The sequence below is a fragment of the Sphingopyxis sp. SE2 genome (genome assembly GCF_032227185.1).
Lineage (GTDB): Bacteria > Pseudomonadota > Alphaproteobacteria > Sphingomonadales > Sphingomonadaceae > Sphingopyxis.
Map to the genome: position 1 here is coordinate 2,942,249 of NZ_JAPMXW010000001.1, position 21,868 is coordinate 2,964,116.

Genomic DNA, 21,868 nt, shown 5'->3' on the forward strand with positions numbered 1-21,868 from the left:
GTCCTTTTTTCCGACGCCCGAAAAGAAAGAACGGCCCTTCGACAAGCTCAGGGCGAACGGTTTCTAGTGCAGGATGCGCTAGTAGAGATTGTCCTTGTAATCCTTGTCGAGCCCGCGCTGCATCAGCCCCGGAACCGAGACGAAGGCGCCGGCGATACGTGCACCGAGCCCTTTGTCCTTGTTGAGCTTCACATGGTCGGCGAACATCTTCGCGGGCTTGATGTCGGCGGGCGCGGCGGCGGCGGGCCAGAGCGCGGCGCGGGCGAGCGCGGGGCTCGCGCGCAGGTCGACCTCGACGTCGTCGACCCGCGTCGCGAGCAGCGGCACCTTGCCCTGCACCTCGAAGCTCGCGCGCGCGGTGTCGTCGTCGGTGAGCATCGCGGTGCCGCGCAGGATCGCGACCTGCGCCGAGCCGGGGATCAGCAGCGCGGCGGCGAGCCAGCGCATCGCGCTTTCATCGACATGGTCGATCACCTTGAGATTCACCGCAGGCGGCGTCTTCCCGAGGATCGCTTCGAGGCCCGCGATGCTGTCGATGTCGCTCATATGCCCTCCCCTGTCAGAACTCCGCCGTGACCGAGGTCTTGAAGGTGCGCGGCAGCCCCTGAACCAGATAGCCGCCGAGCGACGACGACCAGTATCGCTTGTTGGCGACGTTATCGACGTTGAAGCGGAAGGTGATCGGCGTGTCGCCCGCCGCGACGACATAACGCGCGCCGAGATCGAAACGCGTCCATTCGGGCAGCTCGAGCGTATTGGTGAGGTTCACCGCCTGCTTGCCGGTCTGGATGATGCGACCGGTTAGCGTGAGACCGCCATAGACATCCCACTCGACATTGGCGTTGGCGGTATAGTCGGGCACGCCGATCGCATCGAGCCCGTCGGTGGCCCCGCCGGCGGTACGGCGCTGCTTGGCATCGGTGACCGAGACGCCCGCGATGATGCGCAGACCGTCGACAGGCTCGCCATCGACGCTGAGTTCGATACCCTTGTTGCGCTGCTGGCCGTTAAGCGTGAAGACCGTGCCGTCCGGAGTCACTTCGTTCAGCGTTTGCGGGCGATCGGTCTGGAAGGCCGCGAGCGAGGCGTTGAAGCGGCCGAGCGCGAGTTTGCCGCCGATCTCATACTGCACCGCCTGAAAGGGCGGGAACACCTGGCCGACGTTGATCGTGCCGGCGCCGGCGACCGGACCCTGGATCAGCGCTTCGATGCGATTGGCGTAGAGCGAGATTTTCTCGCTGGGACGAATGACGACGCCGACGACGGGGGTGGTCGTTCCCCGGTTATATTCGGTGTTCTGCGCGCCGGTGGTGATATTATAGGTGCGAAAGTGGATGTTCTGATGCCGCAGGCCGAGCGTCAGCTGGACCATGTCCTCGGCAAAGCCGAGCGTGTCGGACACGAAGATGCTGTCGAGGCGCGTGCGGTTCGCGGGGAGAGGGTCGGCGAGGTCGCCTGAAACAAAGGCGTCGAACGTCGGCAGGGCGACGGTGCGCGGCGCATAGAGATTATTGAGGTTGGTGCCGCCCAGCGCATCGTCGTCGAACCGCCCGAATTCAAAGGCGTTCCGGTTGACGTAGCGGCTGTGCGAATAGCCCAGGTTGAGCTGATGGGTGATGCCGAGGCTTTCACCGCTGAACCGTAGCCCCGCCTGCGCCGCTTCGTTATTGTCGTTGCGCGGGATGTTCGAGCCGGTCACGAACGCATCGCCGGTGGTCGAATCGAGAAGCTGGAAGCCCTGATAGATGCCGCGCTCGGCGGTGTCGCGTGCGCCCGCCGACGCGTAGAGCATCAGATTGTCGGTCACGTCATATTCGAGCTTGAAGATACCGAAGATGTCGCGGATCGTCTGATTATACCATGGCTGCCCATAGTTGAGGTCCGCGCGCGGCGGGCGCGGCACTGCGGTGACCGTGCCATATTTGTTGTTGAGCTGAACCATCGGGCGCATGTGCCGCGCCTTGACGTTCTGATAGGCGAGGTCGAGGCTGAGGCGCAGATTGTCGGTGCGCCAGTCGAAGCTCCCGCCGACTACGGCCGAACGGCGGAACTCGTCGTCGATCGCGATGTCGCCCGATCGGAATGCTCCGTTGATACGCGCGCCGAATGCGCCGTCGGTCCCGAAGCGGCGGCCGAAATCGGCCGCCCCGCCGAAATGCGCGTCGGAGAGATAGTTGAGCGTGACGCGACTGGTGTCCCGGTCCTTCGCGCGCTTGGGCGTCAGGTTGACGGTGCCGCCCAGCGCCGAACCGCCGGGTGCGGCGCCGAACAGGAAGGCGCTGGCGCCGTTCAGTATCTGAACATTGTCATAGAGTTCGGGCGAGACGAGCTGGCGCGGAGTCACGCCGAACAGGCCGTCGATCGCGATATCTTCGCCGAAGAGGTTGAAGCCGCGAACCACGAACTGCTCGGACATGTTGCCGAAGCCGAGCGTGGTGCGGACCGACGGGTCATTCTCGAGCACCGCGCCGAGCGTCAGCGGCTGTTGATTGAGAATCAACGCTTCGTTGTAGCTCTTGACCGCGAACGGCGTGTCCATCGCGTCCTTGTCGCCCAGTGCGCCGAGCGAGCCGCCGCGGATGACCTGCGTCTCGTTGCTCCGCTGCGCGGTGACGACGATATCTTCGCCGGCGCTGGCCTCCTGCGCCAAGGCGGGCGCGGCGAGGATGAGCGCGGCGGTCGCGGCGGAGAGGCCGAGCGCGGTGTGCAAGGTCGATCTGGTCATGGATATTCCCCTTTTTCAGGCGCGGCCCCAGCGCGCGCGTCATAGTTTCAGGTGCGGCGCACGCGCATCGCCCAGCCGACGGCAAGCACGGGTATGGCGAGCAGCGCCCACGAGATCGCGTCGCGCCAGCCGTCGCCGGTCAGCGCGACGATAAGGCCGATGAGGCTGGCGGCCGCGAGCAGCAGCGGGACGGCGAAGATCGCGCGGAGGCTGCCTGTCTTCTTCATTCGGCGGGCACCAAAGTGCCGCCGCTCTCGACCTCGCGCACCAGCGCGTCGGTGCCGAAGCGGCGCTTGCCGAGCCAGAGATAGAGGCCCGAGCCGAGGACGATCATCGTGAACAGGGTGAGGATCGCCCAGAGCAGCTTGAGCGGCAGCGCGCCATAATCGCCGAAGTGCAGCGGCTGCGACAGGGCGAGCGCCTTGGCATACCAGGGCATCGCGCGCGCATCGGTGAATTCGCCCGTCTCGGCGTCGATCAGCGCCGCGGTGAGCAGCCCTTCGGTGAGCGGCGTGTCGCCCTGGAAGAAGACGGCATAATGATGCTTGCTCGAAAAGGCGCCGCCGGGGAAGGCGACGAACTGCGGATTGTTGCCGGGAATTTCCTTGCGCGCCGCCGCCATCGCCTTGTCGATCGAACCGTAACGCTCGGGCGGCACCGCGCCCTTGCCATCATAGGCCTTCGTCATTTCGGCAAGGTCGGTCCGCTGCCAATATTCGAAGATCGGGGTCGCGAGCGCATTGATCACGCCGGTCGCGCCCACGACCGTCATCCACGCGAGCGCGACGATGCCGAGCAGGTTGTGATAGTCGAGCCATTTGAGGCGGCGGCTGCGCGAGGTGCGCAGCGTGCCGAAGTCGAGCTTTTTCATGAAGGGCGCGTAGAGCACGACCCCCGAGACGATCGCGATCACGAAGAACAGCCCCATCAGCCCGAGGAAGAGCATGCCGGGAAGCCCGAGGAACATGTCGGTGTGGAGCTGGAGCAGGAAGTGCATCACGCCGCTTTCGTCGACGGTCGAGGTCGCTTCGCCGGTCGAGCGGTCGAGGATCTGGATCGTCATGTCGGCGGCGGGCGAGTCCGCGCGCGGCGCGGTGGTGACCGTCATCGACGGCTGCGCATTGTCGAACGCCATGAAGACGGGGACTTCGCCCGGCCGCGCGGCGAGCGCCTTCGCCAGCATTTCGTCGAGGGGTTTGAGGCCGGGCGCTTCGCCCGACGAACCCACGCCCGGCAGGCCATAATGCGGGGTTTCTTCGGTCAGCTCGTCGATCTCGTCGTGAAAGATCAGCGGCAGGCCGGTGACGCACAGCATCATCAGAAAGGCGGTGCAGACGATGCTCGTCCATTTGTGGATGAGGAACCATGTCCGGATGGTCGTGCGTTGCATGGGCGAAGGCTGCTGCTATTGCGAAGGAAAATCAATAGCGCCCTATGGCTTGCCGCCCGAATTGACAACCGGATTTGCGCCGCAAACACCATCGTTCGGGCCAGCCATGCCATCGATCGGGCCAGTCGGTCGGTTAGGGTCAGGACCCTAGGGTGCCCCCTCCCCTCCCCCCTTTGTCGATTCACTTTTCTTTCATGGCGGATTGCCTATGATGGCGCTTGAGGGACCGCTCGCATCGATGGAGCAATGATGCCCTTGAGCCGCGAGATGCAGCGACTGCGCGCCGAACATGCGGCGCTCGTCACCTTATCGCGGATCATCCTCGGCATGACCGCCTCGCCCTCTCCTCCCGGTCCGGACGATCTGGCCAGCGCCCGGGGCCAGCTGCGCGAAGCGCTGGTCCGGCACCTGAAGTGCGAAGACTGGATCCTGTACCCGCGGCTGATGGCGACGGGCGATGCCGAACTGATGCGGATCACGCGCGAATTCGAAATCGAAATGGGCAGCCTCGCGGCCGATTTCGCCGCCTATGACGAGAAATGGACGCGCGACCGTGTCGCGGCCGACTGGGCGGGTTTCCGGCGCGAGACGAAGATCGTCTTCGACCTGCTCGCGATGCGCATCGAGCGCGAGGAACGCGAACTCTATCCGCTCGCCGACACGCTGTACGCATCAGCCGCCGTGCTCGGCCCGCCGGTCATGGACGGATCGACAATTTCCAGCTGAGCGCGACGCGCCAGTCCTGATCATAGCCGGGGACCGGCTGGTTCCACGCGTCGGCGACTTCGACGCCGATGGTGGCGTTTTCGGCATAGGAGAGGCGCACGCCGCCGCCCCAGCTGCCGAGGGTGAAACCGGTGCGCGGGATCGCGGCGCGATCGAGCAGGGTCACGTCGGCATAGTCGACGAAGCCATAGAGTTCGCTCTTCGAAAAACCGCCGCTGCGCAAGGGGCGGAGCGCGAGTTCGCCGAACGCCGCATAGCCGCGATCGCCATTGACCAGCCCATCCTCGAACGCCCGGCCGAAGGTCGCGCCGCCGACGCTGAACCGCTGCGCGGCGGGCAGGCGGTCGCGTGTCCAGCGGCCGGTCGCGGCGGCGCGGACGACGAAGGCCTTGCCGACCGCCTGATTCGCCTCGATGCTGGCGTCGGCGTAAGCGAAGCCGACCTCGCCGACCCCGGGATCGACGCGCGCGCCGGCGAAGTCGAGCCCCTTGGCGCCGCCGACGCGCGCGCCGAGGACGGTGCGGTCTTCGCTCAAACGAAAGGCGAGGCTGCCGCTGGCGGTCCACGTCTTTTCGGCGGCGATCGTCGAGCCGAAGAGCGCGTTCTTCGAATCGAGATAGTCGATCCGCGCCGATGCGATCAGATTGCGCCGCGTCGCGCGGATCAGCGGATGGGTGATCGCGAAGCCCGCGCTCCACGCCTCGCCGTCGATCGCCAGGCCCTTGGGGCGCGTGCGCAGCGCCGCGCCCGACAGTTCGGCGCGCGTGCCGCCGGCGCCAATCGGCGTCGAATGGCTCGCGGCGAGATAGAGCAAAGATTTGAAGTTGATCGCGGCGGCGCCGGTCAGCCGCGTCTCGTCGCCGCTGCGGAGCAGGCTGGAGCCGCGCGCGTTCGCCTCGACGATGCCGTCATCGACGAAACGGCTGGTGCGCGTCGTGAAGCCGAGCCCGAGCGTCGGCTTTTTGGCATCGAGCGCGAGGTCGAGCGCGACCGCGCCCTGCTCGCTGCCGAGCGCGAGCGTCGGCGTCACCGTCACACCCGGAATGTCGGCGATATTGCCGAGTGCGCGTTCGAAACGCGCGCGCGGCAACGGGCGCCGGCCGACGAGGCCACCCGCCATCTTCGCGACGAGCGGCGCGGGGCCGCTCTCGCGCTCGCCGCTCAGCGTCACCGATCCGACATAACCTTCCGCCGACGCGACGGTGACGACGCCCTCCGACAAATCCTGTTCGGGAATGACGAGCGTGAAAAGCGCCACGCTCGAGCGGTTGTAGGCGCGCGTCATCGCGGCGGCGAGCTTCGCGAGATTGTCGGCCGAAGCGGGCTTGCCGACGAAGCGCTGCGCCGCGCGGCCGACATTGGCGGGCACGCCCGCGCCGACGAATCGGATTTCGCGGATGGTGACATCGGGCCGCGCGCCGAGTTCGACCTTGCCGAGCGAGAGCGGCATCGCCTCCGGATCGGGCAACGGGTCGCGGGTGCGGTCGGGGGCAAGGGGCGGGCGGCCGTCGAGCGGCGTCGCCGCCGGTTGGGCCGCGAGCGCCGCGGCGGGGAGGAGCGAAGCTCCCGCCACCGCCGCGGCACAGGCGAAGCGCAGTCGGCGCATCGGGTGCGGCCTCAGTTGCCGCCCTTCGGCTTCAGGCCGCCGAGGACACCCCCGACGGTATCGGTGACCCCGGTGACGAGGCCGGTCACGGCGTTGCCGTCGCCATCGGCGGCTCCCCCCGTCGCGCCACTGGTCACCTGCGACAGCGCGCCGGTTGCCGTCGTGACGACATTGCTGACGAGCGTGACCGGTGTGCCGGCGGTGCCGCCGCCGGTCAGCCCGCCGGCCGCGCCGCCGAGCAGATTGCCGCCCGTGCCGGGCTGGAGCGTGACGAGCTGGCCGCCCGACCCGACGCCGACGGTGAGCAGGCTGCCGTTCTGCTGTCCGGGCGACAGGATGCTCGCGCCGATCAACGGCGACGCACCGGGGCTGCCGAGCGCCGTCGCCTGGCCGATCGTCGCGGTGACCAGCTGTCCGGGCGCGGCGGTCAGGCCGTCGACCAGATATTGCTGGCCATTGCCCGTCTGGACGAGCGCGACGCCGGTGCTTTTGACGACGCCGACAACGGTGCCGACGAGCTCGGTGTCGCCGGGCAGCTTGCTGTCGACCGCGCTCGCGAGCAGCAGGCCCTTGTCGGCGATGACGTTGACGAGGCCGCCCGACTTGACGAGCACGCCGCCGATCACCGGATTGACGCTGGCGGGATCGCCGGTGTTCGCGAGCAGGCCGGTGCCCGCGACGCCGCCGGGGCCGACGAGACCGCCGACCGCGAGCGCGCCGGCATCGCCGAGGCCGAGGCCACTGCCGGCGGGGCCGGCCGGACCGGCGGGGCCCGCGGGGCCGGTCGCGCCAGTGGGTCCGGCGGGGCCCGTAGCGCCGGTGGGCCCGGTCGCGCCGACGCTGCCGACGCGATAGCTGCCGGACGATTCGCACGCCGCGAGCGCGAGGCACGCCGGGATGAGAATGAGGTGGGCCGGGCGGAATTCAAGACAGGACAAAGACATGAGATATCCCCTTCGTACATAATCTGGTCCCTGATCGCGATATTCTCGAAATATCGACAAGGTTCCGCTCCTTGTTCGAATTACTTGGGTAAAATTACCTGCATTAACTAATAAATTAGGAGTTTGGCGGAAAATTCATTCGCCATTGGCAGGAAAGTTAACTATCAATTTTCTTGCTGACAGTTCTACCAAGCCCGTCTGTACTCGCAAAAATAGATCCAATACGGGACAGAATTTATTAAATTTATTTGAGTTATAAAGTTCCGCGCTTCAGCGGGGTCCGCGCGCCGGTGCGCCGCAGCGGTTCCGAACGATCGAGGCGGACTTGCGGGACCACCTCTCCATTGACGATGACGGCGCGGTCCCGCTAGGGCCGCGCCATCATTTCTTGGGAAACAGCCAAATGACCGATACACCGCCCGACCGCATGTCGACCAACCCCCGTTCGCCGCATTTCGACATGGAAGTGCTGCAGCGCGGCATCGGCATCCGCTTCAAGGGCGTCGAGCGCACCGACGTCGAGGAATATTCGATTTCCGAGGGCTGGATCCGCATCGCCGCGGGCAAGTCGAAAGACCGGTTCGGTCAGCCGATGACGATCAAGCTGTCGGGCCCGGTCGAAGCCTGGTTCGAGGATATCGCCGGCGAAGGCGATGCGACCGACGGCGCGTGATCCTGCGGACCGAACTCCAGGTTTGGAGAGGCAGCTATTAAGGTCGGGACCCTAATCTGATCCGCATCACCGGGCGGAAGACGAGGGGCTCTGCCGAGCGACGTCGAGGCAGCGGCGTTGCTCGGCAAAGCCCCTCGTCTTCGGCCAAAGGCCGAAGTTTATCCTGAGCGCCCGCCAGGGCAGTCGAAGAGCTCGGGGATGCGGATGATTCGGGTTCGCGCCTTGCCCCCAAAGGAGAAACCACCCGGAGCGGCGGACCGCCCCGAGTGGCTTCATCGCTCGCCGAGCCCGAGGGTGGGGGGGGGAAGGCTCAGTTGCCGAGCGAGGCGGCAACGACTTCGAGGCCGTTGCCGGGTTTCCAGTCGTTTTGCGTCCAGACGGGCGCCTTGAAGCTGGGCGCTTCTTCGGGCGCACCGTCGGCGTAGATAAAGCCCTGCACCGGGTTGGCGCGCAGGCCGAGGTCGCCGATCGGAGCGTACCAGACGCGGACCATGCTCCAGTCGCCGGCGTCGCTGACGTCGACGACGCGGACGCCCCGCTCGATCTGGCCGCGGCGGCCGTTGATCGGCGACCAATTGGCATGGTCGATCAGGATTTCGCGGTCGCTGACGATCTTCTTGACCACCGCGACATGGCCCATCGGCATGCCGCGCGTGCCGGCGAAGGCCATGACCGCGCCCTTGCGCGGCTCGTCGCCGCGCGCATAGGTGCCGGCGGCCTGCGACCACCAGGTCTTGGCATTGCCGCGGATTTCGACACCCGATTCGGCGCGGGCGAAGGGGACGCATTGCAGATAGGATTTCGCCGCGGCGGGAACGCTCGCGAAAAGCCCCGTGACGGTCATCACGGACGCGATGGCGGCTGCCAGGTAACGACGATGGAGCATGGAACGCGACCCCCCGATGCTTGTCTTCAAGCGTTGGAGCGTCTTTGCCACGCCGCGCGGCATCCACCACCCGTCTAGCGACGAATCGCGCGGGGGATGCGGTGGACGGGGGAACCTTTTGTTAAGCCGTTCAATTCGTCGTGCAGGCCGTTCGGCTGGCCGCCGTCATGCCGCGGCGGTCGCGACGTCGCCGGGGCGGCGGAACAGGGTCAGCACGTCGCTCGCGGGCATCGGACGCCCGTAATAATAGCCCTGGATATTGCTGCAGCCGAAGCTGCGCAGCGTTTCGACCTCGAGCTCGGTTTCGGCGCCCTCGGCGGTCGTCGACATGCCGAGGCTGTCGGCGAGCGCGACGACGGCGCGGATGATCGCGATCGATTCGATGCTGCCCTTCGCCGCGCCGACGACGAAGCTGCGGTCGACCTTGATCGTCGAGAATTGCGTTTTCCGAAGATAACCGAGCGACGAATAGCCGGTGCCGAAGTCGTCGAGCGACAGGCGGATCCCGAGCGCGATCAGCTGGTCGAGCAATTGCGCCGCGCCGCCGCCGTCGCGCAGGAAGACGCTCTCGGTGACCTCTATCTCGAGCCTTTGCGGCGGAAGCCCGCTCTGCGCGAGCGCCGAGACGACGACCGAGGCGAAGCTGGGGTCGGTGAGCTGGTCGGCCGAGACGTTGATCGCAACCTTCAGGTTCGACGGCCATTTCATCGCTTCGTGACATGCGGTGCGCAGCACCCATTCGCCGATCGGCGAGATCAGGCGCGCATCCTCGGCGAGCGGGATGAAGCGGCCCGGCGACACATTGCCGAGCTTCTTGTTGTTCCACCGGATCAGCGCCTCGAAGCCGTTCAATGTGCCGTCGGCGGCGGTCACCACCGGCTGGTAATAAAGTTCGAACTCGCCGCGTTCGAGCGCGCCGCGCAGTTCCTGCTCCATCACCCGCCGCTCCTCGGCCTGTGCGTGCAACGAGGCGACATAGGCGGCGACGATATTGCCGCCCTTGTCCTTCGATTTGTAGAGCGCAAGGTCGGCGTTGCGCGTCAGCGTCTCGACCGTCGCGCCGTCGGTCGGGCCGATCGCGAAGCCGACGCTCGCGCCGACGAAAAGCTGGTGGTTGTCGACCACATAGGGGCGGCTGATCGCGGCGATGATCCGCTGCGCCAGCTCCTCGGCGGCGTCGGGCGAGGGCACATTGTGGAGCACCACGGCAAATTCGTCGCCGCCGAGGCGGCCGCACGTCATCCCGCGCTCCATCAGCCCCTTGAGCCGCGCCGCGACCTGCGCGAGCAATTTGTCGCCGACGGGGTGACCCAGCGTATCGTTGACCGCCTTGAAACGGTCGAGGTCGATCATCAGCAGCGCGCAGCGCGACTTGGCTTCGACCGCCTGCGCCAGCGCGCGCGCCAGATCCTCGTTGAGGCTGAGGCGATTGGGCAGGCCGGTCAGATTGTCGAAGCGCGCCATCTTGGCGATCTGTTCGGCGGTCGCGCGCTTTTCGGTGACGTCCGAACCGACGCCGCGGAAACCCAGGAACTTGCCCGCTTCGTCGAGGCGCGGCGAAGCGGAGAGTTCCCACCAGCGCGGCGCGCCGCCGATCGTCACCGGAACGATCAGGTTCGAGAAGCTCTCGCGCCGCTTCATCCGTTCGGCCATGTCGTGCAGGCTCTTGGGAAAGAGGCCGGTTTCCCACGCATCCCCCGAAAGCGCCTGCAGCAGCGGCACGCCCTCGAGCCCCTCGGCGGTGCCGCCGAGCGCATAGGCGAGGCGCGGCGAGACGTGGATCAGGCGGCGGCTGTTGTCGGTCTGCCACAGCCAGTCGGCCGAGGTTTCCTCGAACTCGCGCAGCAAGAGGCTGACCGTCTCGGTCTTTTCGCGCAGCGTCTCTTCGGCGCGGCGGAAGCGGACGTGGCCCTGCGCGAAGCGGACGCAGAAAGCGCAGAGCAGAAAGCCCGCGACGAGCGCCACGCCCGCGAGTTGGGGCGCGCCGGCACGGGTCAACGCCGCTGCGGCCGACAGTGAGACGGGGGCGATGAACAGCATGCAGGCGAGCGGGACGCTGTGCGCGACGATCGACAGGGTGACCATCATCAGGACCGCGATCGTCCACATCGACAGGACATGATCGAGCGTCGGAGCAAGCCCCTGCAACCAGAAAGGCGCGCCCCAGAGCAGCGCCGAACAGAGCGCGTGGCGATTGCACAGCCGATATTCGGCGATTCCCGACGATTTGGGGTCGCCAAGCGGCAAACCGTTGAACCTGCTGTACGACCAGAGTGCGAAGACGAGCGCGCAGACCAGCCAGCCGCCCGCGACGGGCAGCGGCACGCTGTGAACCATTGTGAAGGCGGCGACGAACGCCATGCCGATGCCCATCAACAGGCGCAGCGAGCCGCGGCCGCGGAGCGGCGCGAGCTGGAGCTGGCGGAGGTTGCCGACGTCCTGATTTCGCGGCCCCAGCCCCAACAGGGCCCGCACAGGTATCTCTTCGGCAGCAATAGGGTCGGTCAGCAGGCTTTTCACGTCGGCCGGTTTAGCGCGCGGGGGTTACCCGAAGGTAACCATCGCGCTGTTCGGGGACGAATTTCCGTGCCGGGCGGGGACAGGACAGGCGGCGGCTGCGGGTGTCGTTTTGGGGTGGGGAGCGGACGTTGCTATCCTCCCTGCGGCGAAGCCGTGAGGAGGGGGACCGCTCGCTGAAAGCGAGTGGTGGAGGGGCAGCTACGCTGCGCCATAGCCCCTCCGTCAGCGCTGCGCCGAAGGCGCAGTTTATCCTGAGCGCCTGCAAGGCAGTCGAAGGGCGCTGCCACCTCCCCATCGCTGCGCGACAGGGAGGAATTTATGTCGACTACCGCCTTACGCCGCCATCGCGAAGGGCTGGATTTCGCCGGCGAGATATTGCGCGCGCGCCTTCGAGCGGCTCAATTTGCCTGAGCTCGTGCGCGGCAGGGTGCGCGGCGGGATCAACTCGATCAGGCAGTTCATGCCGGTAATCGCGCGGACGCGGTCGCGGATCGTCTCGCGCAGCGCAAGGCGTTCGGCTTCGTCGCTGGTGCGGCACTGGACGAGCACGGCGGGGGTTTCCTCGCCCCCCGGCGTGGTGATCGCAAAGGCCGCGATGTCGCCCGACTTGAAGCCCGGCAGCTGTTCGACCGCCCATTCGATATCCTGCGGCCAGTGATTCTTGCCGTTGATGATGATCATGTCCTTGGCGCGGCCGACGATATAGATGTAACCGTCCGACATATAACCCATATCGCCGGTATCGAGCCAGCCGTCCGTCATGCAGGCGGCGGTCGATTCGGGGTCGCGGTAATAGCCGGTCATCAGCGACGGGCCGGTGCACCACACCTTGCCGACGGTCTGGTCGGCGAGCGGATTGCCCGCCTCGTCGCGGACTTCGATGGTCATGTCCTTGACCGCCTTGCCGCAGTTGACGATCGCGCGGTAGCGCGTCGGACGGCCGCTGTCGTTCGCGGCGCCCGACAATTCGGTTTCCTCGACCAGCTCGACGACGATGCCCTCGCCCGGCGGCATGATGCTCACCGCGAGCGTCGCTTCGGCAAGGCCATAGCTCGGCAGGAAGGCGCTCGCCTTGAAACCCGCGTCGGCAAAGGCGTCGACGAAGCTCTGCATCACGTCGGGGCGGATCATGTCGGCGCCGTTGCCCGCGACGCGCCAGCGCGACAGGTCGAAACGGTCGGCGACATGGCTCTGGCTCGAGATGCGGCGCGCGCAAATGTCATAGCCGAAGGTCGGCGAATAGCTGAGCGTCGTGCCCTGGTTGCGGCTGATCAGGTCGAGCCAGGCGAGCGGGCGGCGCGCGAAATCCTCGGTCTTCAGATAATCGACCGACACCTGGTTGGCGACGGGCGAGAGCAGGCAGCCGACGAGGCCCATGTCGTGATACCAGGGCAGCCACGAAATGCAGCGGTCGCTGTCCTGCAATTCCATGCCGTGCGAATGCGCCGACAGATTGTTGAGCAGCGCGCCGTGCGTCACCGCAACGCCGTGGGGGAAACGCGTCGAGCCGCTGCTATACTGGAGATAGCAGGTCTCGTCGGTCTTTTGTTCAGGCAGCGCCGCGACGGGGGCGGCGCGTTTTTCGAACTCGCTCCAGTCGATCGGCTGCACCTTGCGCTGCTCGGCCGCCTCGATCGCCATCGCGGCGATTTCGGGCGGGAAAAACAGCATTTTGGGATCGCAGCTCGTAAGCTGGACGACGAGCTGGCCGACATAGCTATCGCGCCCGCCGAAGCTCGTCGGCAGCGGCAGCGGAACCGGCCAGGCGCCGGCATAGATGGTGCCGAAGAAAAGCGCGGCGAATTCGGCGCCGGTTTCGGCGATCAGCGCGATGCGGTCGCCCGGCTGCACGCCCGCGGCGATCAGCCGGTAAGCGGCGGCCAGCGCGTCGGCCTTGAGCTCGCTATAGGGATAGGGGCGCACCAGCTTGCCGCGCGGATCGTGGAAATTGAGCCCGCGCGAACCCGCGGCGGCATAGTCGAGCGCATCGCCCACGGTGGCGAAGTCGGAAAAACGGCGCGGCTGCGCACATTCGGTCGGCGTCGGCACGAGCGCATCGGCCGAAATCATGTCGGTATCGGTCATAGGGGCTGCGACATCCCGCGATACGGGCCGCGCGGCAACAAGCATGTCATCTTTCTGTGCCATGTGTCGGTGCGCGAACCCTGTGTTGTTTGAACAAATCGCCCATTTCCGGGCTTTAGCACCCGATATGGCGGTGTTGATCGTTCTCAATCGGGCCCGACTGTGGCACAAACATGGCATATGGCCAAACGCCGCGCTTCCTCCGACCGATCGAAAAGGCCCCTCGGCGCGGCAAAACTCGACGAACTGGCGCTTGCCTATGTCGCGCGATTCGCGACGAGCCGCGCCAAGTTGACGCGCTATCTGTCCCGAAAAGTCCGCGAATCCGAATGGATGGACGAAAGTGACGCCATGGCGGCGTGCGAGGCGATCGCCGACCGGATGGAGCGCCTTCGCTATCTCGACGACCGCCAATATGCCGCGATGCGCGCCGGTGCGATGACGCGGCGCGGGCTGGGTGTGCGGCGCGTCAAGGCGCAGCTTTACGTCGATGGCATCGCCGAGGACGACAGCGGCGAAGCGATCGCGGCGGCGGAGAATGCCGCGGTCGCGGCGGCGGTCGGTTTCGCGCGGCGGCGGCGGTTCGGACCCTTTACCGTGCGCGAAACGGGCGATCCCAAGCAGCGCGAGCGGCAGCTCGCCGCCTTTTTGCGCGCGGGGCACAGCATGACGATCGCGCGCCGTATCCTCGCCGTCCCGCCGGGGGACGACGCCGCGCTGGCGGCGCTGGACGACGAAGCGGGGCTCGATTAGGCCGGGACACCCCCGATGAAGGAACTGCCGATGCGTGCCATATTGACCGCCCTTGCCCTGTCGTTCGCGCTGCCGATGGCGGCGTGCAGCCGCGATGCCAGCGAGGCGGAGCGCGCCGCGACGATCCCCGTGACGATCGCGATGGCGGGCAAGGCGCACCGGTTCGACGTCGAGGTCGCGCGCACCGACGCCGAGCAGGATCGCGGGCTGATGTTCCGCACCAGCCTGCCCGACAATGGCGGCATGCTCTTTCCATTCGCAAAACCGCGAATCGGCACGTTCTGGATGAAGAACACGCCGATCCCGCTCGATATGATCTTCATCCGCGCCGACGGCAGCATCGACCGGATCGCCGAAAACACCATCCCCGAATCGCTCGAACCCGTGGTCAGCGGCGGTGAGGTTTCGGCGGTGCTCGAACTCGCGGGCGGCACCGCCGCGAAGCTCGGGATCGACGAGACCGCCAAGGTGACATGGAAAGACACGAAATAGCGGTGCGGCGCGTGGTTTGCGGCTTGCGGACCGCGCATGCTTGGCTGTAAACGCCGCAGCCATGAGCATTTTGGGCAAGATTTTCACCTGGTGGGACGGCGCGACCGTCGGCACGCTGCTGAACAGCTGGAGCACGGGCGAGAAGGTCGGCGAGGACAGCCTCGGCAACCGCTATTTCCGCGCCAAGAAGGGCGGCCGCCGCTGGGTGATTTATAAGGGTTCGAACGATGCGAGCCGCGTGCCGCCCGAATGGCACGGCTGGCTGCACGGCACCTTCGACGAATTGCCGACCGACGCCCTGCCCGCGCCGCGCGCGTGGGAGAAGGAGCCGAGCGCGAACCTGACTGGCAGCACCGGCGCCTATCGTCCCGCCGGCGCGCTCGAACGCGGCGGCCGCCGCGCCGCCGCGACCGGCGACTATGAGGCCTGGCGGCCCGGCGCCGACTGAGCTTCAGTGCGGCCGCAACCCCTCCGTATCGCGCTCCTGACGCTTGTCGCCGCGACCACGCTGACGGCATGCGACCGGACGCCGTCGAAGACGGGCGGCAACGCGACCGTATCGACCACCGCAAAATCCGAACGCGTGCCGCAGGAAGTCGGCGGCATCGAGGGCGCGACCCCGATGGCCGAACGCGTCGCCGTGGTCGGCCTGCTCAACAAGCGCAACGGGCTGGTTCGCGAACTCGAGATGAAGCCCGGCGAATCGGTGCGCGTCGGCCGCGCGATCGTGCGGATGCGCGCGTGCGAGATGACCGCGCCGTGGGAGGATCCGCCCGAAACGGGGGCTTTCGTCCAGCTGACCGTGCAGGACCAGCGCGACGACAAATGGCGCCGCGTCTTTTCGGGCTGGATTTTCCGCGAGCGGCCCGACCGCAACGTGATCGAGCATCCGATCTATGACGTCTTCGTCAAAAGCTGCGCGATGACATATCCGGGCGGCGAGCCCGTCGATCGCTCGGCGCCCAAGGCATCGAGCGCGCCCCAATCGCCCGCGACGAACGGCGGCGAGGGCACCGCGACCCCGGCGGCACCTTCCGCGCCCGCGACGCCCGCTCCGGTCGCGCCGCCCAAGGTCGCGGCGCCTTCGCCCCCCGCCAACACCGAATAGAGCCGCGCAAGATAGTCGGCCTGGCGGATCTCGATCGCGCCGAGGCTCGCGAGGTGCGGGGTGAGGAACTGGCAGTCGAGCAATTTCCAGCCGCCGGCGATCAGCCGCGCGACGAGATGCGCGAGCGCGACCTTCGACGCGTCGCGCACGCGGCTGACCATCGATTCGCCGAAAAAGGCGCGGCCGAGCGTTACGCCATAGAGGCCGCCGACGAGCTCGCCGTTCTGCCAGCATTCGACGCTGTGCGCGTGGCCGAGCTGGAACAGCCGGTCGTAGCTAGCCTTGATCACCGGGTTGATCCATGTCGTCGGCCGGTCGTCGGCGGGCTCGGCGCACAGCGCGACCATATCGGCGAAGGCGGTGTCGGTGGTGACGCGAAAACGATCCGACACGATGACTTTTTTCAGGCTGTGCGACAGGTGGAAGCCATCGAGCGGGAGAATCGCGCGCAGCCGCGGTTCGACCCAATGGACCGACGGGTCGTCCGCCCCGTCGGCCATCGGGAAAATGCCCTGCGCATAGGCGCTCAAAAGCAGCGCCGGGTCGATGGATTCGAAATGGCGGGTCACAGTCCGCTCTTCACGCGGCTGAGGCGTCAAAATGGCGAAGATATCGGGCGGAAATGCCCGCCGGGAACAGTGGTTCTGTTTCCAAGGGCATTTCCGCTCGAGATCGAAGCCATTTTGACGTCCCTTCGGGATTTGACCGATTTTGTCCATGGCTGCGTCAGCGAGTCTTGGAATATCGACATATGCCTGCGTCTCGCTTCCTTGCCCTGAACAAAATCGCTTCAAACCTCAGCCGCGTGAAGAGCGGACTGTGACCCGTTAGCTTGCGGGCTTCACGAATTTGAGCGTCATGCGGTCCGATTCGCCGATCGCGACATATTTGGCGCGGTCGGTCTCGCCCTCGGTCAGGTTCGGCGGCAGCGTCCAGACGCCCTTGGGATAATCCTTGGTGTCTTTCGGGTTGGCGTTGATCTCGCTTTCGCCGGCGAGCTTGAAGCCCGCAGCCTCGGCAAAGGCGACGATCGAGCTTTTCTTCATATAGCCCGACTTTTCCTCCTTCGCGCTGTCGTCGCTTTCGTTCAGCCGGTGCTCGACGACGCCAAGCGTGCCGCCGGGTTTGAGCATCGCGAAGATCTGCTTGAACGCGTTCGCGGTGTTGTCGGCGCCGTCGAAACGCCAGTTGTGGACGTTGCGGAAGGTCAGCACGACGTCGGCGCTGCCGTCGGGGACTTTCGGGTTGGTGCCGGCATGGGGGAATTCGGCAAGCTTCATCGCGCCATAGACATCGGCATTTTCAGCCTGCTTGGTCTTGACGCGATTGAGGCCGCGTTCCCACGGCGCCGCGACATAAAGCGTGCCGCCGCCGGCCTTGGTCAGCGGGGCGAGGATTTCGGTGTACCAGCCGCCGCCGGGCCACAGCTCGACCACCGTGTCGCCGGGCTTCACGCCGAAGAAGGCGAGCGTTTCGGCGGGATGGCGATAGGGGTCGCGCGCGACGTTCGCGGGGGTGCGGGTGGGCGCGGCGACCGCGGCGGCGATCGCATCGCCCTTCGCGGCGGTCGCATGACCGGCGTGGCCGTCATGCTGCATCGCTGCGGCGGGGACGGCGATCAGGGCGGCGGCACTTGCAAGCAACGACAGGACACGCATATGGGCACCTCTCTCCAGGGGGATTTCGTCTCCTTGCGGAGACTGGGATTGCCCCTGTTTGCGAAGGGATGCGCGGCAATGCAAGTGTCGATGCTGTCGGTGGCGATTGCGGCCGCGGTGCTGTTCGGCGTTGCCGAGATCGCCAACTGGCGCCGCAACAACCGGCGCGACGTCGAAGAGGTCGGCTTCATGCCCTGGCGCGGGATCGCGCTGGCGGCGGCGGCGGTGGCGCTGTTCGCGACGGCGTTTGCGCTCAAGCCGTGATTTCTTCTCCCATCGGGAGAAGGATATGGAGCCTTATCGCGAAGCGACTAGGCGGAGTTGGATGAGGGCCTCAAACGCCGCTTTCGCGCGCTACGCTCAACCCCTCACCCAGCTTCGACTAGGCAGCAAACTGCCAAGTCTTCGCATCCCTCTCCCCCAAGGGGAGAGGGTTGGAGGTTACAGGCACGCCTCGAGATAAGGCTGATCGAAGCCGTACTGGCGCGCCTTTTCCAGCGTATAGGGGCGCAGGCCCATCGCGCGATATTCGCCGACGATCTTGCCGTCCTTGTCCTCGTCGAGATATTCGAACTTGAACAGTTCCTGCGTGACGATGACGTCGCCTTCCATGCCGATGACCTCGGTGACGTTGGTGACGCGGCGCGAACCATCGCGCAGGCGCTTGATCTGGACGATCAGGTCGACCGAATCGGCGATCTGTTTCGAGATCGCTTCCTTCGGAATCTTGATGTCGCCCATCAGCACCATATTTTCCATGCGGCCGAGGCATTCGCGCGGGCTGTTCGAGTGGAGCGTACACATCGAGCCATCGTGACCCGTGTTCATCGCAGCGAGAAGGTCGAAACATTCGGCGCCGCGAACCTCGCCCATGATGATGCGGTCGGGGCGCATACGCAGCGCGTTCTTGACGAGGTCGCCCATGTGGATCGCGCCATTGCCCTCGAGGTTCGCGGGGCGCGTTTCGAGCGGCAGCCAGTGCGGCTGCTGCAGGCGAAGTTCGGCGGCGTCCTCGATCGTCAGCACGCGCTCGCCGGGGTCGATCATCTTCGACAGCGCGTTGAGCATCGTCGTCTTACCCGAGCCCGTACCGCCCGAGATGACGATGTTGAAGCGGCTGGCGCCCGCGATCTTGAGCGCGGTGCACATCTTCTGGCTCATCGCGCCCCATTGGCAGAGCATGTCGAGCGTGATCGGCTTGGCCGAGAATTTACGGATCGAGATCGCGGTACCGCGGAGGCTCAGCGGCGGGACGATCACGTTGACGCGGCTGCCGTCCTTGAGGCGGGCGTCGGCGAGCGGGGTGGTCTGGTCGACGCGGCGGCCGACCATGTTGCAGATGCGCTGCGCGATCTGGAACAGATGCTGTTCGTCGCGGAACTGGATCGGCGCGATGACCAACTGACCCTTGCGCTCGACATAGGTCTGGTACGGACCGTTGACCATGATGTCGCTGATGTCGGGGTCGGCGAGCAATTCCTCGAGCGGGCCGAAGCCGAGCAGCTCGTCGACGAGCACCTTTTCGAGCGCGAACTGTTCGCGGCGATTGAGCGTGATTCGCAGCTCGGCGAGCACCTCAAGGATGATCGGGCGGAATTCCTCGGTCAGCTCGTCCTTGCTCAGCGTCGCCGCGGCTTCGGGGTCGACGCGTTCGAGCAGGCGCGGCAGCACCTGTTCCTTGATCTTGTGGACGCTCGCCTCGAACCCTTGAACCTTTTCGGGCTCGGCCATTTCGGCGGTCGACCGCTGGTTCAGCCGCTCCATCGCCTCTTCTTCGGGCGTCAGGTTCGACGGGATCGGCGGCGGGGCTTCGGCGGGCGCGGTGTCGATCGCGGGAAATTGCGCGCCGCCGGGCACGCCGGGGCCAGTCTGCATCGGCTTCGCCACGCCAAAGGCGGGGCGGCCAGCGGTTCCGGGGCGGCGTCCGAATGCACTCATGTCTTTGTCCTGCCTCAAATCAACCGTCGTGGAGCGCGCCGCATATTCGGCGAAACCCCCATCCGACACGGTGAATAAATCGGAAACTTTGACATTGTCCTAATGCGGCGGGGCGGAGATGCGGCGCCGCGCCTATTTCGGCTTTGGGGTGGAGAGCTGTCGTTGCGGCAATTTAAGCCCCTCCCCTTCAGGGGAGGGGTTGGGGTGGGCTCCCTCGGACTTGCGCAACTCCGATAAACCCCGCCCCACTACGACTAGGCAGCGAGCTGCCAAGTCTACGTTGCCCCTCCCCTGAAGGGGAGGGGCTGTCTCCCCCTTATGTCCACTTCCGACCAAAACACGACATCCTTCCCAAACGCAAAAGGCCCGCCTCCCTTCGGAAGCGGGCCTTTTGTGCGGCGGGGCGTGAGTTCAGCCGGCGATATGTTCGGCCAGCACGGTGAGGCCCACTTCATTGACCTCGGCGAAGCCGCCTTCGACCTCGATCACCTCGGGCTCCGCGCCCGCGGTGGCATAGATGGTCAGCGGGCCGTTGCGCAGTGTCGCCATGAAGGGCGCGTGGCCTTCGAGCACCGAGAAATCGCCCTCGGCCCCCGGCACGGTGACCATATGGACGTCGGCGGTCCGCTCGAGGCGGGCGGGGGTGACGAGTTCGAACTTCAGGGCCATCTTCAATCTCCCCCCTCCCGCTTGCGGGAGGGGTCGGGGGAGGGCTTGTTTCATTCCGGCGAAGCGCCTGTCCCCCGACAGGCCCTCCCCCAGCCCCTCCCGCTTGCGGGAGGGGAGTTTTAAGGCGTCCCTCCCGCAAGCGGGAGGGGAACTCGATTACGCGTCTTCGGCGAGCTTCGCGGCCTTGGCGACCGCTTCATCGATGCCGCCGACCATGTAGAAGGCCGCTTCGGGCAGATGGTCGTACTCGCCATCGACGACGGCCTTGAACGACTTCACCGTGTCTTCGATCGCGACGAACTTGCCGGGGATGCCGGTGAAGACTTCGGCGACGTGGAACGGCTGCGACAGGAAGCGCTGGATCTTGCGCGCGCGGGCGACGACCAGCTTATCTTCTTCCGACAGCTCGTCCATGCCGAGGATCGCGATGATGTCCTGCAGCGACTTGTACTTCTGCAGCGTTTCCTGAACGCGGCGCGCGGTCTCATAATGCTCCTGCCCGACCGTGGCGGCGGTCAGCACGCGCGAGGTCGAGTCGAGCGGGTCGACCGCGGGATAGATGCCGAGTTCCGAAATCGCGCGGCTCAGCGTCGTCGTCGCGTCCAAGTGAGCGAACGAGGTGGCGGGCGCCGGGTCGGTCAAATCGTCCGCGGGGACGTAAATGGCCTGCACCGAGGTGATCGAGCCCTTGGTGGTCGAGGTGATGCGTTCCTGCAGCGCGCCCATGTCGGTCGACAGCGTCGGCTGGTAACCCACCGCCGAGGGAATACGGCCGAGCAGCGCCGACACTTCCGAACCCGCCTGGGTGAAGCGGAAGATGTTGTCGACGAAGAAGAGCACGTCCTGCCCTTCCTGGTCGCGGAAATATTCGGCCATGGTGAGGCCCGAGAGCGCAACGCGCGCGCGGGCGCCCGGGGGTTCGTTCATCTGGCCGAACACCAGCGCCACCTTCGACCCGTCGGGGGTCGGGTTGCCGTCGGCGTCCTTGGCGATGACGCCGGCGTCGAGGAATTCGTGATAAAGATCGTTGCCTTCGCGGGTGCGTTCACCGACGCCCGCGAACACGCTGACGCCGCCATGACCCTTGGCGATGTTGTTGATCAGTTCCTGAATCAGCACGGTCTTGCCGACGCCGGCGCCGCCGAACAGGCCGATCTTGCCGCCCTTGGCATAGGGCGCGATGAGATCGATGACCTTGATGCCGGTGACGAGGATCGCGGCTTCGGTCGACTGGTCGACGAATTCGGGAGCCTTGGCGTGGATCGGCGCCGACATGCCGGCATTGACCGGGCCGCGTTCGTCGATCGGGTCGCCGATGACGTTGAGGATGCGGCCCAGCGTCTGCGGACCGACGGGGACCGAGATCTGCGCGCCGGTGTCGGTGACGGGCTGGCCGCGGGTCAGGCCGTCGGTCGCGTCCATCGCGATCGTGCGGACGGTGTTTTCGCCGAGGTGCTGCGCGACTTCGAGGACGAGGCGGTTGCCGTTGTTGTCGGTTTCGAGCGCGTTCAGAATCGCGGGCAGCGGGCCGGTGAACTGGACGTCGACGACGGCGCCGATGACCTGCGCGACGCGGCCCGTTGCGGTGCCGGCGGTTGCGGCGGCCTTGGGAGCGGCAGCCTTCTTCGGCGCAGCAGCCTTGGGCGCGGCGGCCTTCTTGGCGGGAGCCTTCTTCTCGGGAGCGGTAGCCATTAC

20 protein-coding genes and 1 pseudogene are annotated in these 21,868 nt (G+C 66.3%); 7 read left to right on the top strand and 14 right to left on the bottom strand.

The genetic code is table 11. From position 1 onward, the window contains the following. Positions 1–78: 78 nt before the first annotated feature. From OVY29_RS14085 to OVY29_RS14100, 4 genes are read right to left on the bottom strand one after another with little or no spacing between them, the layout of a single operon-like run. On the bottom strand, positions 79–546 hold the full coding sequence (locus tag OVY29_RS14085; protein WP_052182341.1) for a hypothetical protein: 468 nt from the start codon (positions 544–546) through the stop codon (positions 79–81). A gap of 13 nt (positions 547–559) precedes the next feature. Continuing rightward, on the bottom strand, positions 560–2,725 hold the full coding sequence (locus tag OVY29_RS14090; protein WP_037556332.1) for a TonB-dependent receptor: 2,166 nt from the start codon (positions 2,723–2,725) through the stop codon (positions 560–562). 47 nt (positions 2,726–2,772) lie between these two features. Next, complete coding sequence (locus OVY29_RS14095) at positions 2,773–2,952, bottom strand: hypothetical protein (RefSeq protein WP_037556331.1); 180 nt, start codon at positions 2,950–2,952, stop codon at positions 2,773–2,775. Beyond that, positions 2,949–4,115 (bottom strand): PepSY-associated TM helix domain-containing protein, encoded by a 1,167-nt coding sequence (locus OVY29_RS14100; RefSeq protein ID WP_037556330.1) that lies wholly within the window; start codon positions 4,113–4,115, stop codon positions 2,949–2,951. The genes OVY29_RS14095 and OVY29_RS14100 overlap by 4 nt, the downstream gene beginning before the upstream one ends. Positions 4,116–4,370: 255 nt before the next feature. On the opposite strand from OVY29_RS14100, the gene OVY29_RS14105 reads away from it, so the two are divergent. After that, positions 4,371–4,841, top strand: a complete 471-nt coding sequence (locus OVY29_RS14105; protein WP_313911592.1) for a hemerythrin domain-containing protein — start codon at positions 4,371–4,373, stop codon at positions 4,839–4,841. Here the strand turns inward: OVY29_RS14105 and OVY29_RS14110 are convergent. Both OVY29_RS14110 and OVY29_RS14115 read right to left on the bottom strand, forming a co-directional pair. Continuing rightward, complete coding sequence (locus OVY29_RS14110; protein ID WP_313911593.1) at positions 4,813–6,447, bottom strand: ShlB/FhaC/HecB family hemolysin secretion/activation protein; 1,635 nt, start codon at positions 6,445–6,447, stop codon at positions 4,813–4,815. The genes OVY29_RS14105 and OVY29_RS14110 overlap by 29 nt on opposite strands. An 11-nt stretch (positions 6,448–6,458) precedes the next feature. After that, positions 6,459–7,391, bottom strand: a complete 933-nt coding sequence (locus tag OVY29_RS14115; protein WP_037556327.1) for a hypothetical protein — start codon at positions 7,389–7,391, stop codon at positions 6,459–6,461. Positions 7,392–7,794: 403 nt separating this feature from the next. Between OVY29_RS14115 and OVY29_RS14120 the strand changes: the two genes are divergently transcribed. Then, on the top strand, positions 7,795–8,064 hold the full coding sequence (locus OVY29_RS14120) for a DUF3297 family protein (protein WP_037556326.1): 270 nt from the start codon (positions 7,795–7,797) through the stop codon (positions 8,062–8,064). A gap of 310 nt (positions 8,065–8,374) precedes the next feature. Here the strand turns inward: OVY29_RS14120 and OVY29_RS14125 are convergent, their stop codons facing one another. From OVY29_RS14125 to OVY29_RS14135, 3 genes are all read right to left on the bottom strand, one after another. Beyond that, a complete protein-coding gene (locus OVY29_RS14125) occupies positions 8,375–8,950 on the bottom strand; it encodes a CHAP domain-containing protein (protein ID WP_037556346.1) in 576 nt (191 codons plus the stop codon). A 165-nt stretch (positions 8,951–9,115) separates the two neighbouring features. Beyond that, entirely contained in the window at positions 9,116–11,470 is a 2,355-nt protein-coding gene (locus tag OVY29_RS14130) for an EAL domain-containing protein (RefSeq protein ID WP_313911594.1), read from the bottom strand. Between the two features lie 333 nt (positions 11,471–11,803). Continuing rightward, positions 11,804–13,555: a fatty acyl-AMP ligase gene (locus tag OVY29_RS14135; protein WP_037556345.1), complete on the bottom strand. Its 1,752-nt coding sequence runs from the start codon at positions 13,553–13,555 to the stop codon at positions 11,804–11,806. A gap of 180 nt (positions 13,556–13,735) precedes the next feature. Here OVY29_RS14135 and OVY29_RS14140 point away from each other — a divergent pair, with 180 nt between their 5' ends. From OVY29_RS14140 to OVY29_RS24710, 4 genes and pseudogenes are all read left to right on the top strand, one after another. Continuing rightward, positions 13,736–14,308 (top strand): regulatory protein RecX, encoded by a 573-nt coding sequence (locus OVY29_RS14140; protein WP_037556323.1) that lies wholly within the window; start codon positions 13,736–13,738, stop codon positions 14,306–14,308. Positions 14,309–14,338: 30 nt separating this feature from the next. Beyond that, entirely contained in the window at positions 14,339–14,800 is a 462-nt protein-coding gene (locus tag OVY29_RS14145; protein ID WP_081933142.1) for a DUF192 domain-containing protein, read from the top strand. Between the two features lie 61 nt (positions 14,801–14,861). Next, a complete protein-coding gene (locus OVY29_RS14150) occupies positions 14,862–15,248 on the top strand; it encodes an NADH:ubiquinone oxidoreductase subunit NDUFA12 (protein WP_037556321.1) in 387 nt (128 codons plus the stop codon). A 240-nt stretch (positions 15,249–15,488) separates the two neighbouring features. Then, positions 15,489–15,659 (top strand): annotated as a pseudogene (locus tag OVY29_RS24710) (DUF2155 domain-containing protein); the annotation flags it as partial. Positions 15,660–15,694: 35 nt separating this feature from the next. On the opposite strand, the gene aat reads toward OVY29_RS24710, so the two are convergent. After that, positions 15,695–16,477, bottom strand: coding sequence for a leucyl/phenylalanyl-tRNA--protein transferase (gene aat, locus OVY29_RS14160; RefSeq protein ID WP_037556342.1), 783 nt, complete (start codon positions 16,475–16,477; stop codon positions 15,695–15,697). Positions 16,478–16,735: 258 nt separating this feature from the next. After that, the gene (locus tag OVY29_RS14165) at positions 16,736–17,566 is read right to left on the bottom strand and encodes a class I SAM-dependent methyltransferase (RefSeq protein ID WP_313911595.1); all 831 of its coding nucleotides are present in this window, start codon (positions 17,564–17,566) and stop codon (positions 16,736–16,738) included. 78 nt (positions 17,567–17,644) lie between these two features. On the opposite strand from OVY29_RS14165, the gene OVY29_RS14170 reads away from it, so the two are divergent. Next, positions 17,645–17,830 (top strand): hypothetical protein, encoded by a 186-nt coding sequence (locus OVY29_RS14170; RefSeq protein ID WP_136176070.1) that lies wholly within the window; start codon positions 17,645–17,647, stop codon positions 17,828–17,830. A gap of 177 nt (positions 17,831–18,007) precedes the next feature. Here the strand turns inward: OVY29_RS14170 and OVY29_RS14175 are convergent, their stop codons facing one another. The 3 genes from OVY29_RS14175 to atpD all read right to left on the bottom strand — a co-directional run bounded on the left by OVY29_RS14175 (position 18,008) and on the right by atpD (position 21,865). Then, the gene (locus OVY29_RS14175) at positions 18,008–19,504 is read right to left on the bottom strand and encodes a CpaF family protein (protein ID WP_037556340.1); all 1,497 of its coding nucleotides are present in this window, start codon (positions 19,502–19,504) and stop codon (positions 18,008–18,010) included. A 411-nt stretch (positions 19,505–19,915) separates the two neighbouring features. Beyond that, positions 19,916–20,173 carry an ATP synthase F1 subunit epsilon gene (locus tag OVY29_RS14180; protein ID WP_313911596.1) on the bottom strand — a complete coding sequence of 86 codons (258 nt, stop codon included), beginning with the start codon at positions 20,171–20,173 and terminating at the stop codon, positions 19,916–19,918. Positions 20,174–20,329: 156 nt separating this feature from the next. Then, complete coding sequence (atpD, locus tag OVY29_RS14185; protein WP_037556904.1) at positions 20,330–21,865, bottom strand: F0F1 ATP synthase subunit beta; 1,536 nt, start codon at positions 21,863–21,865, stop codon at positions 20,330–20,332. Between the last annotated feature and the right edge of the window lie 3 nt (positions 21,866–21,868).

What these genes read in the sequence shown, in the direction of transcription:
- OVY29_RS14085 (WP_052182341.1), bottom strand. Translation starts at nt 546, where the DNA reads ATGAGCGACATCGACAGCATCGCGGGCCTCGAAGCGATCCTCGGGAAG.
- OVY29_RS14090 (WP_037556332.1), bottom strand. Translation starts at nt 2,725, where the DNA reads ATGACCAGATCGACCTTGCACACCGCGCTCGGCCTCTCCGCCGCGACC.
- OVY29_RS14095 (WP_037556331.1), bottom strand. Translation starts at nt 2,952, where the DNA reads ATGAAGAAGACAGGCAGCCTCCGCGCGATCTTCGCCGTCCCGCTGCTG.
- OVY29_RS14100 (WP_037556330.1), bottom strand. Translation starts at nt 4,115, where the DNA reads ATGCAACGCACGACCATCCGGACATGGTTCCTCATCCACAAATGGACG.
- OVY29_RS14110 (WP_313911593.1), bottom strand. Translation starts at nt 6,447, where the DNA reads ATGCGCCGACTGCGCTTCGCCTGTGCCGCGGCGGTGGCGGGAGCTTCG.
- OVY29_RS14115 (WP_037556327.1), bottom strand. Translation starts at nt 7,391, where the DNA reads ATGTCTTTGTCCTGTCTTGAATTCCGCCCGGCCCACCTCATTCTCATC.
- OVY29_RS14120 (WP_037556326.1), top strand. Translation starts at nt 7,795, where the DNA reads ATGACCGATACACCGCCCGACCGCATGTCGACCAACCCCCGTTCGCCG.
- OVY29_RS14125 (WP_037556346.1), bottom strand. Translation starts at nt 8,950, where the DNA reads ATGCTCCATCGTCGTTACCTGGCAGCCGCCATCGCGTCCGTGATGACC.
- OVY29_RS14135 (WP_037556345.1), bottom strand. Translation starts at nt 13,555, where the DNA reads ATGACCGATACCGACATGATTTCGGCCGATGCGCTCGTGCCGACGCCG.
- OVY29_RS14140 (WP_037556323.1), top strand. Translation starts at nt 13,736, where the DNA reads ATGGCCAAACGCCGCGCTTCCTCCGACCGATCGAAAAGGCCCCTCGGC.
- OVY29_RS14145 (WP_081933142.1), top strand. Translation starts at nt 14,339, where the DNA reads ATGCGTGCCATATTGACCGCCCTTGCCCTGTCGTTCGCGCTGCCGATG.
- OVY29_RS14150 (WP_037556321.1), top strand. Translation starts at nt 14,862, where the DNA reads ATGAGCATTTTGGGCAAGATTTTCACCTGGTGGGACGGCGCGACCGTC.
- OVY29_RS14165 (WP_313911595.1), bottom strand. Translation starts at nt 17,566, where the DNA reads ATGCGTGTCCTGTCGTTGCTTGCAAGTGCCGCCGCCCTGATCGCCGTC.
- OVY29_RS14170 (WP_136176070.1), top strand. Translation starts at nt 17,645, where the DNA reads ATGCAAGTGTCGATGCTGTCGGTGGCGATTGCGGCCGCGGTGCTGTTC.
- OVY29_RS14175 (WP_037556340.1), bottom strand. Translation starts at nt 19,504, where the DNA reads ATGAGTGCATTCGGACGCCGCCCCGGAACCGCTGGCCGCCCCGCCTTT.
- OVY29_RS14180 (WP_313911596.1), bottom strand. Translation starts at nt 20,173, where the DNA reads ATGGCCCTGAAGTTCGAACTCGTCACCCCCGCCCGCCTCGAGCGGACC.
- atpD (WP_037556904.1), bottom strand. Translation starts at nt 21,865, where the DNA reads ATGGCTACCGCTCCCGAGAAGAAGGCTCCCGCCAAGAAGGCCGCCGCG.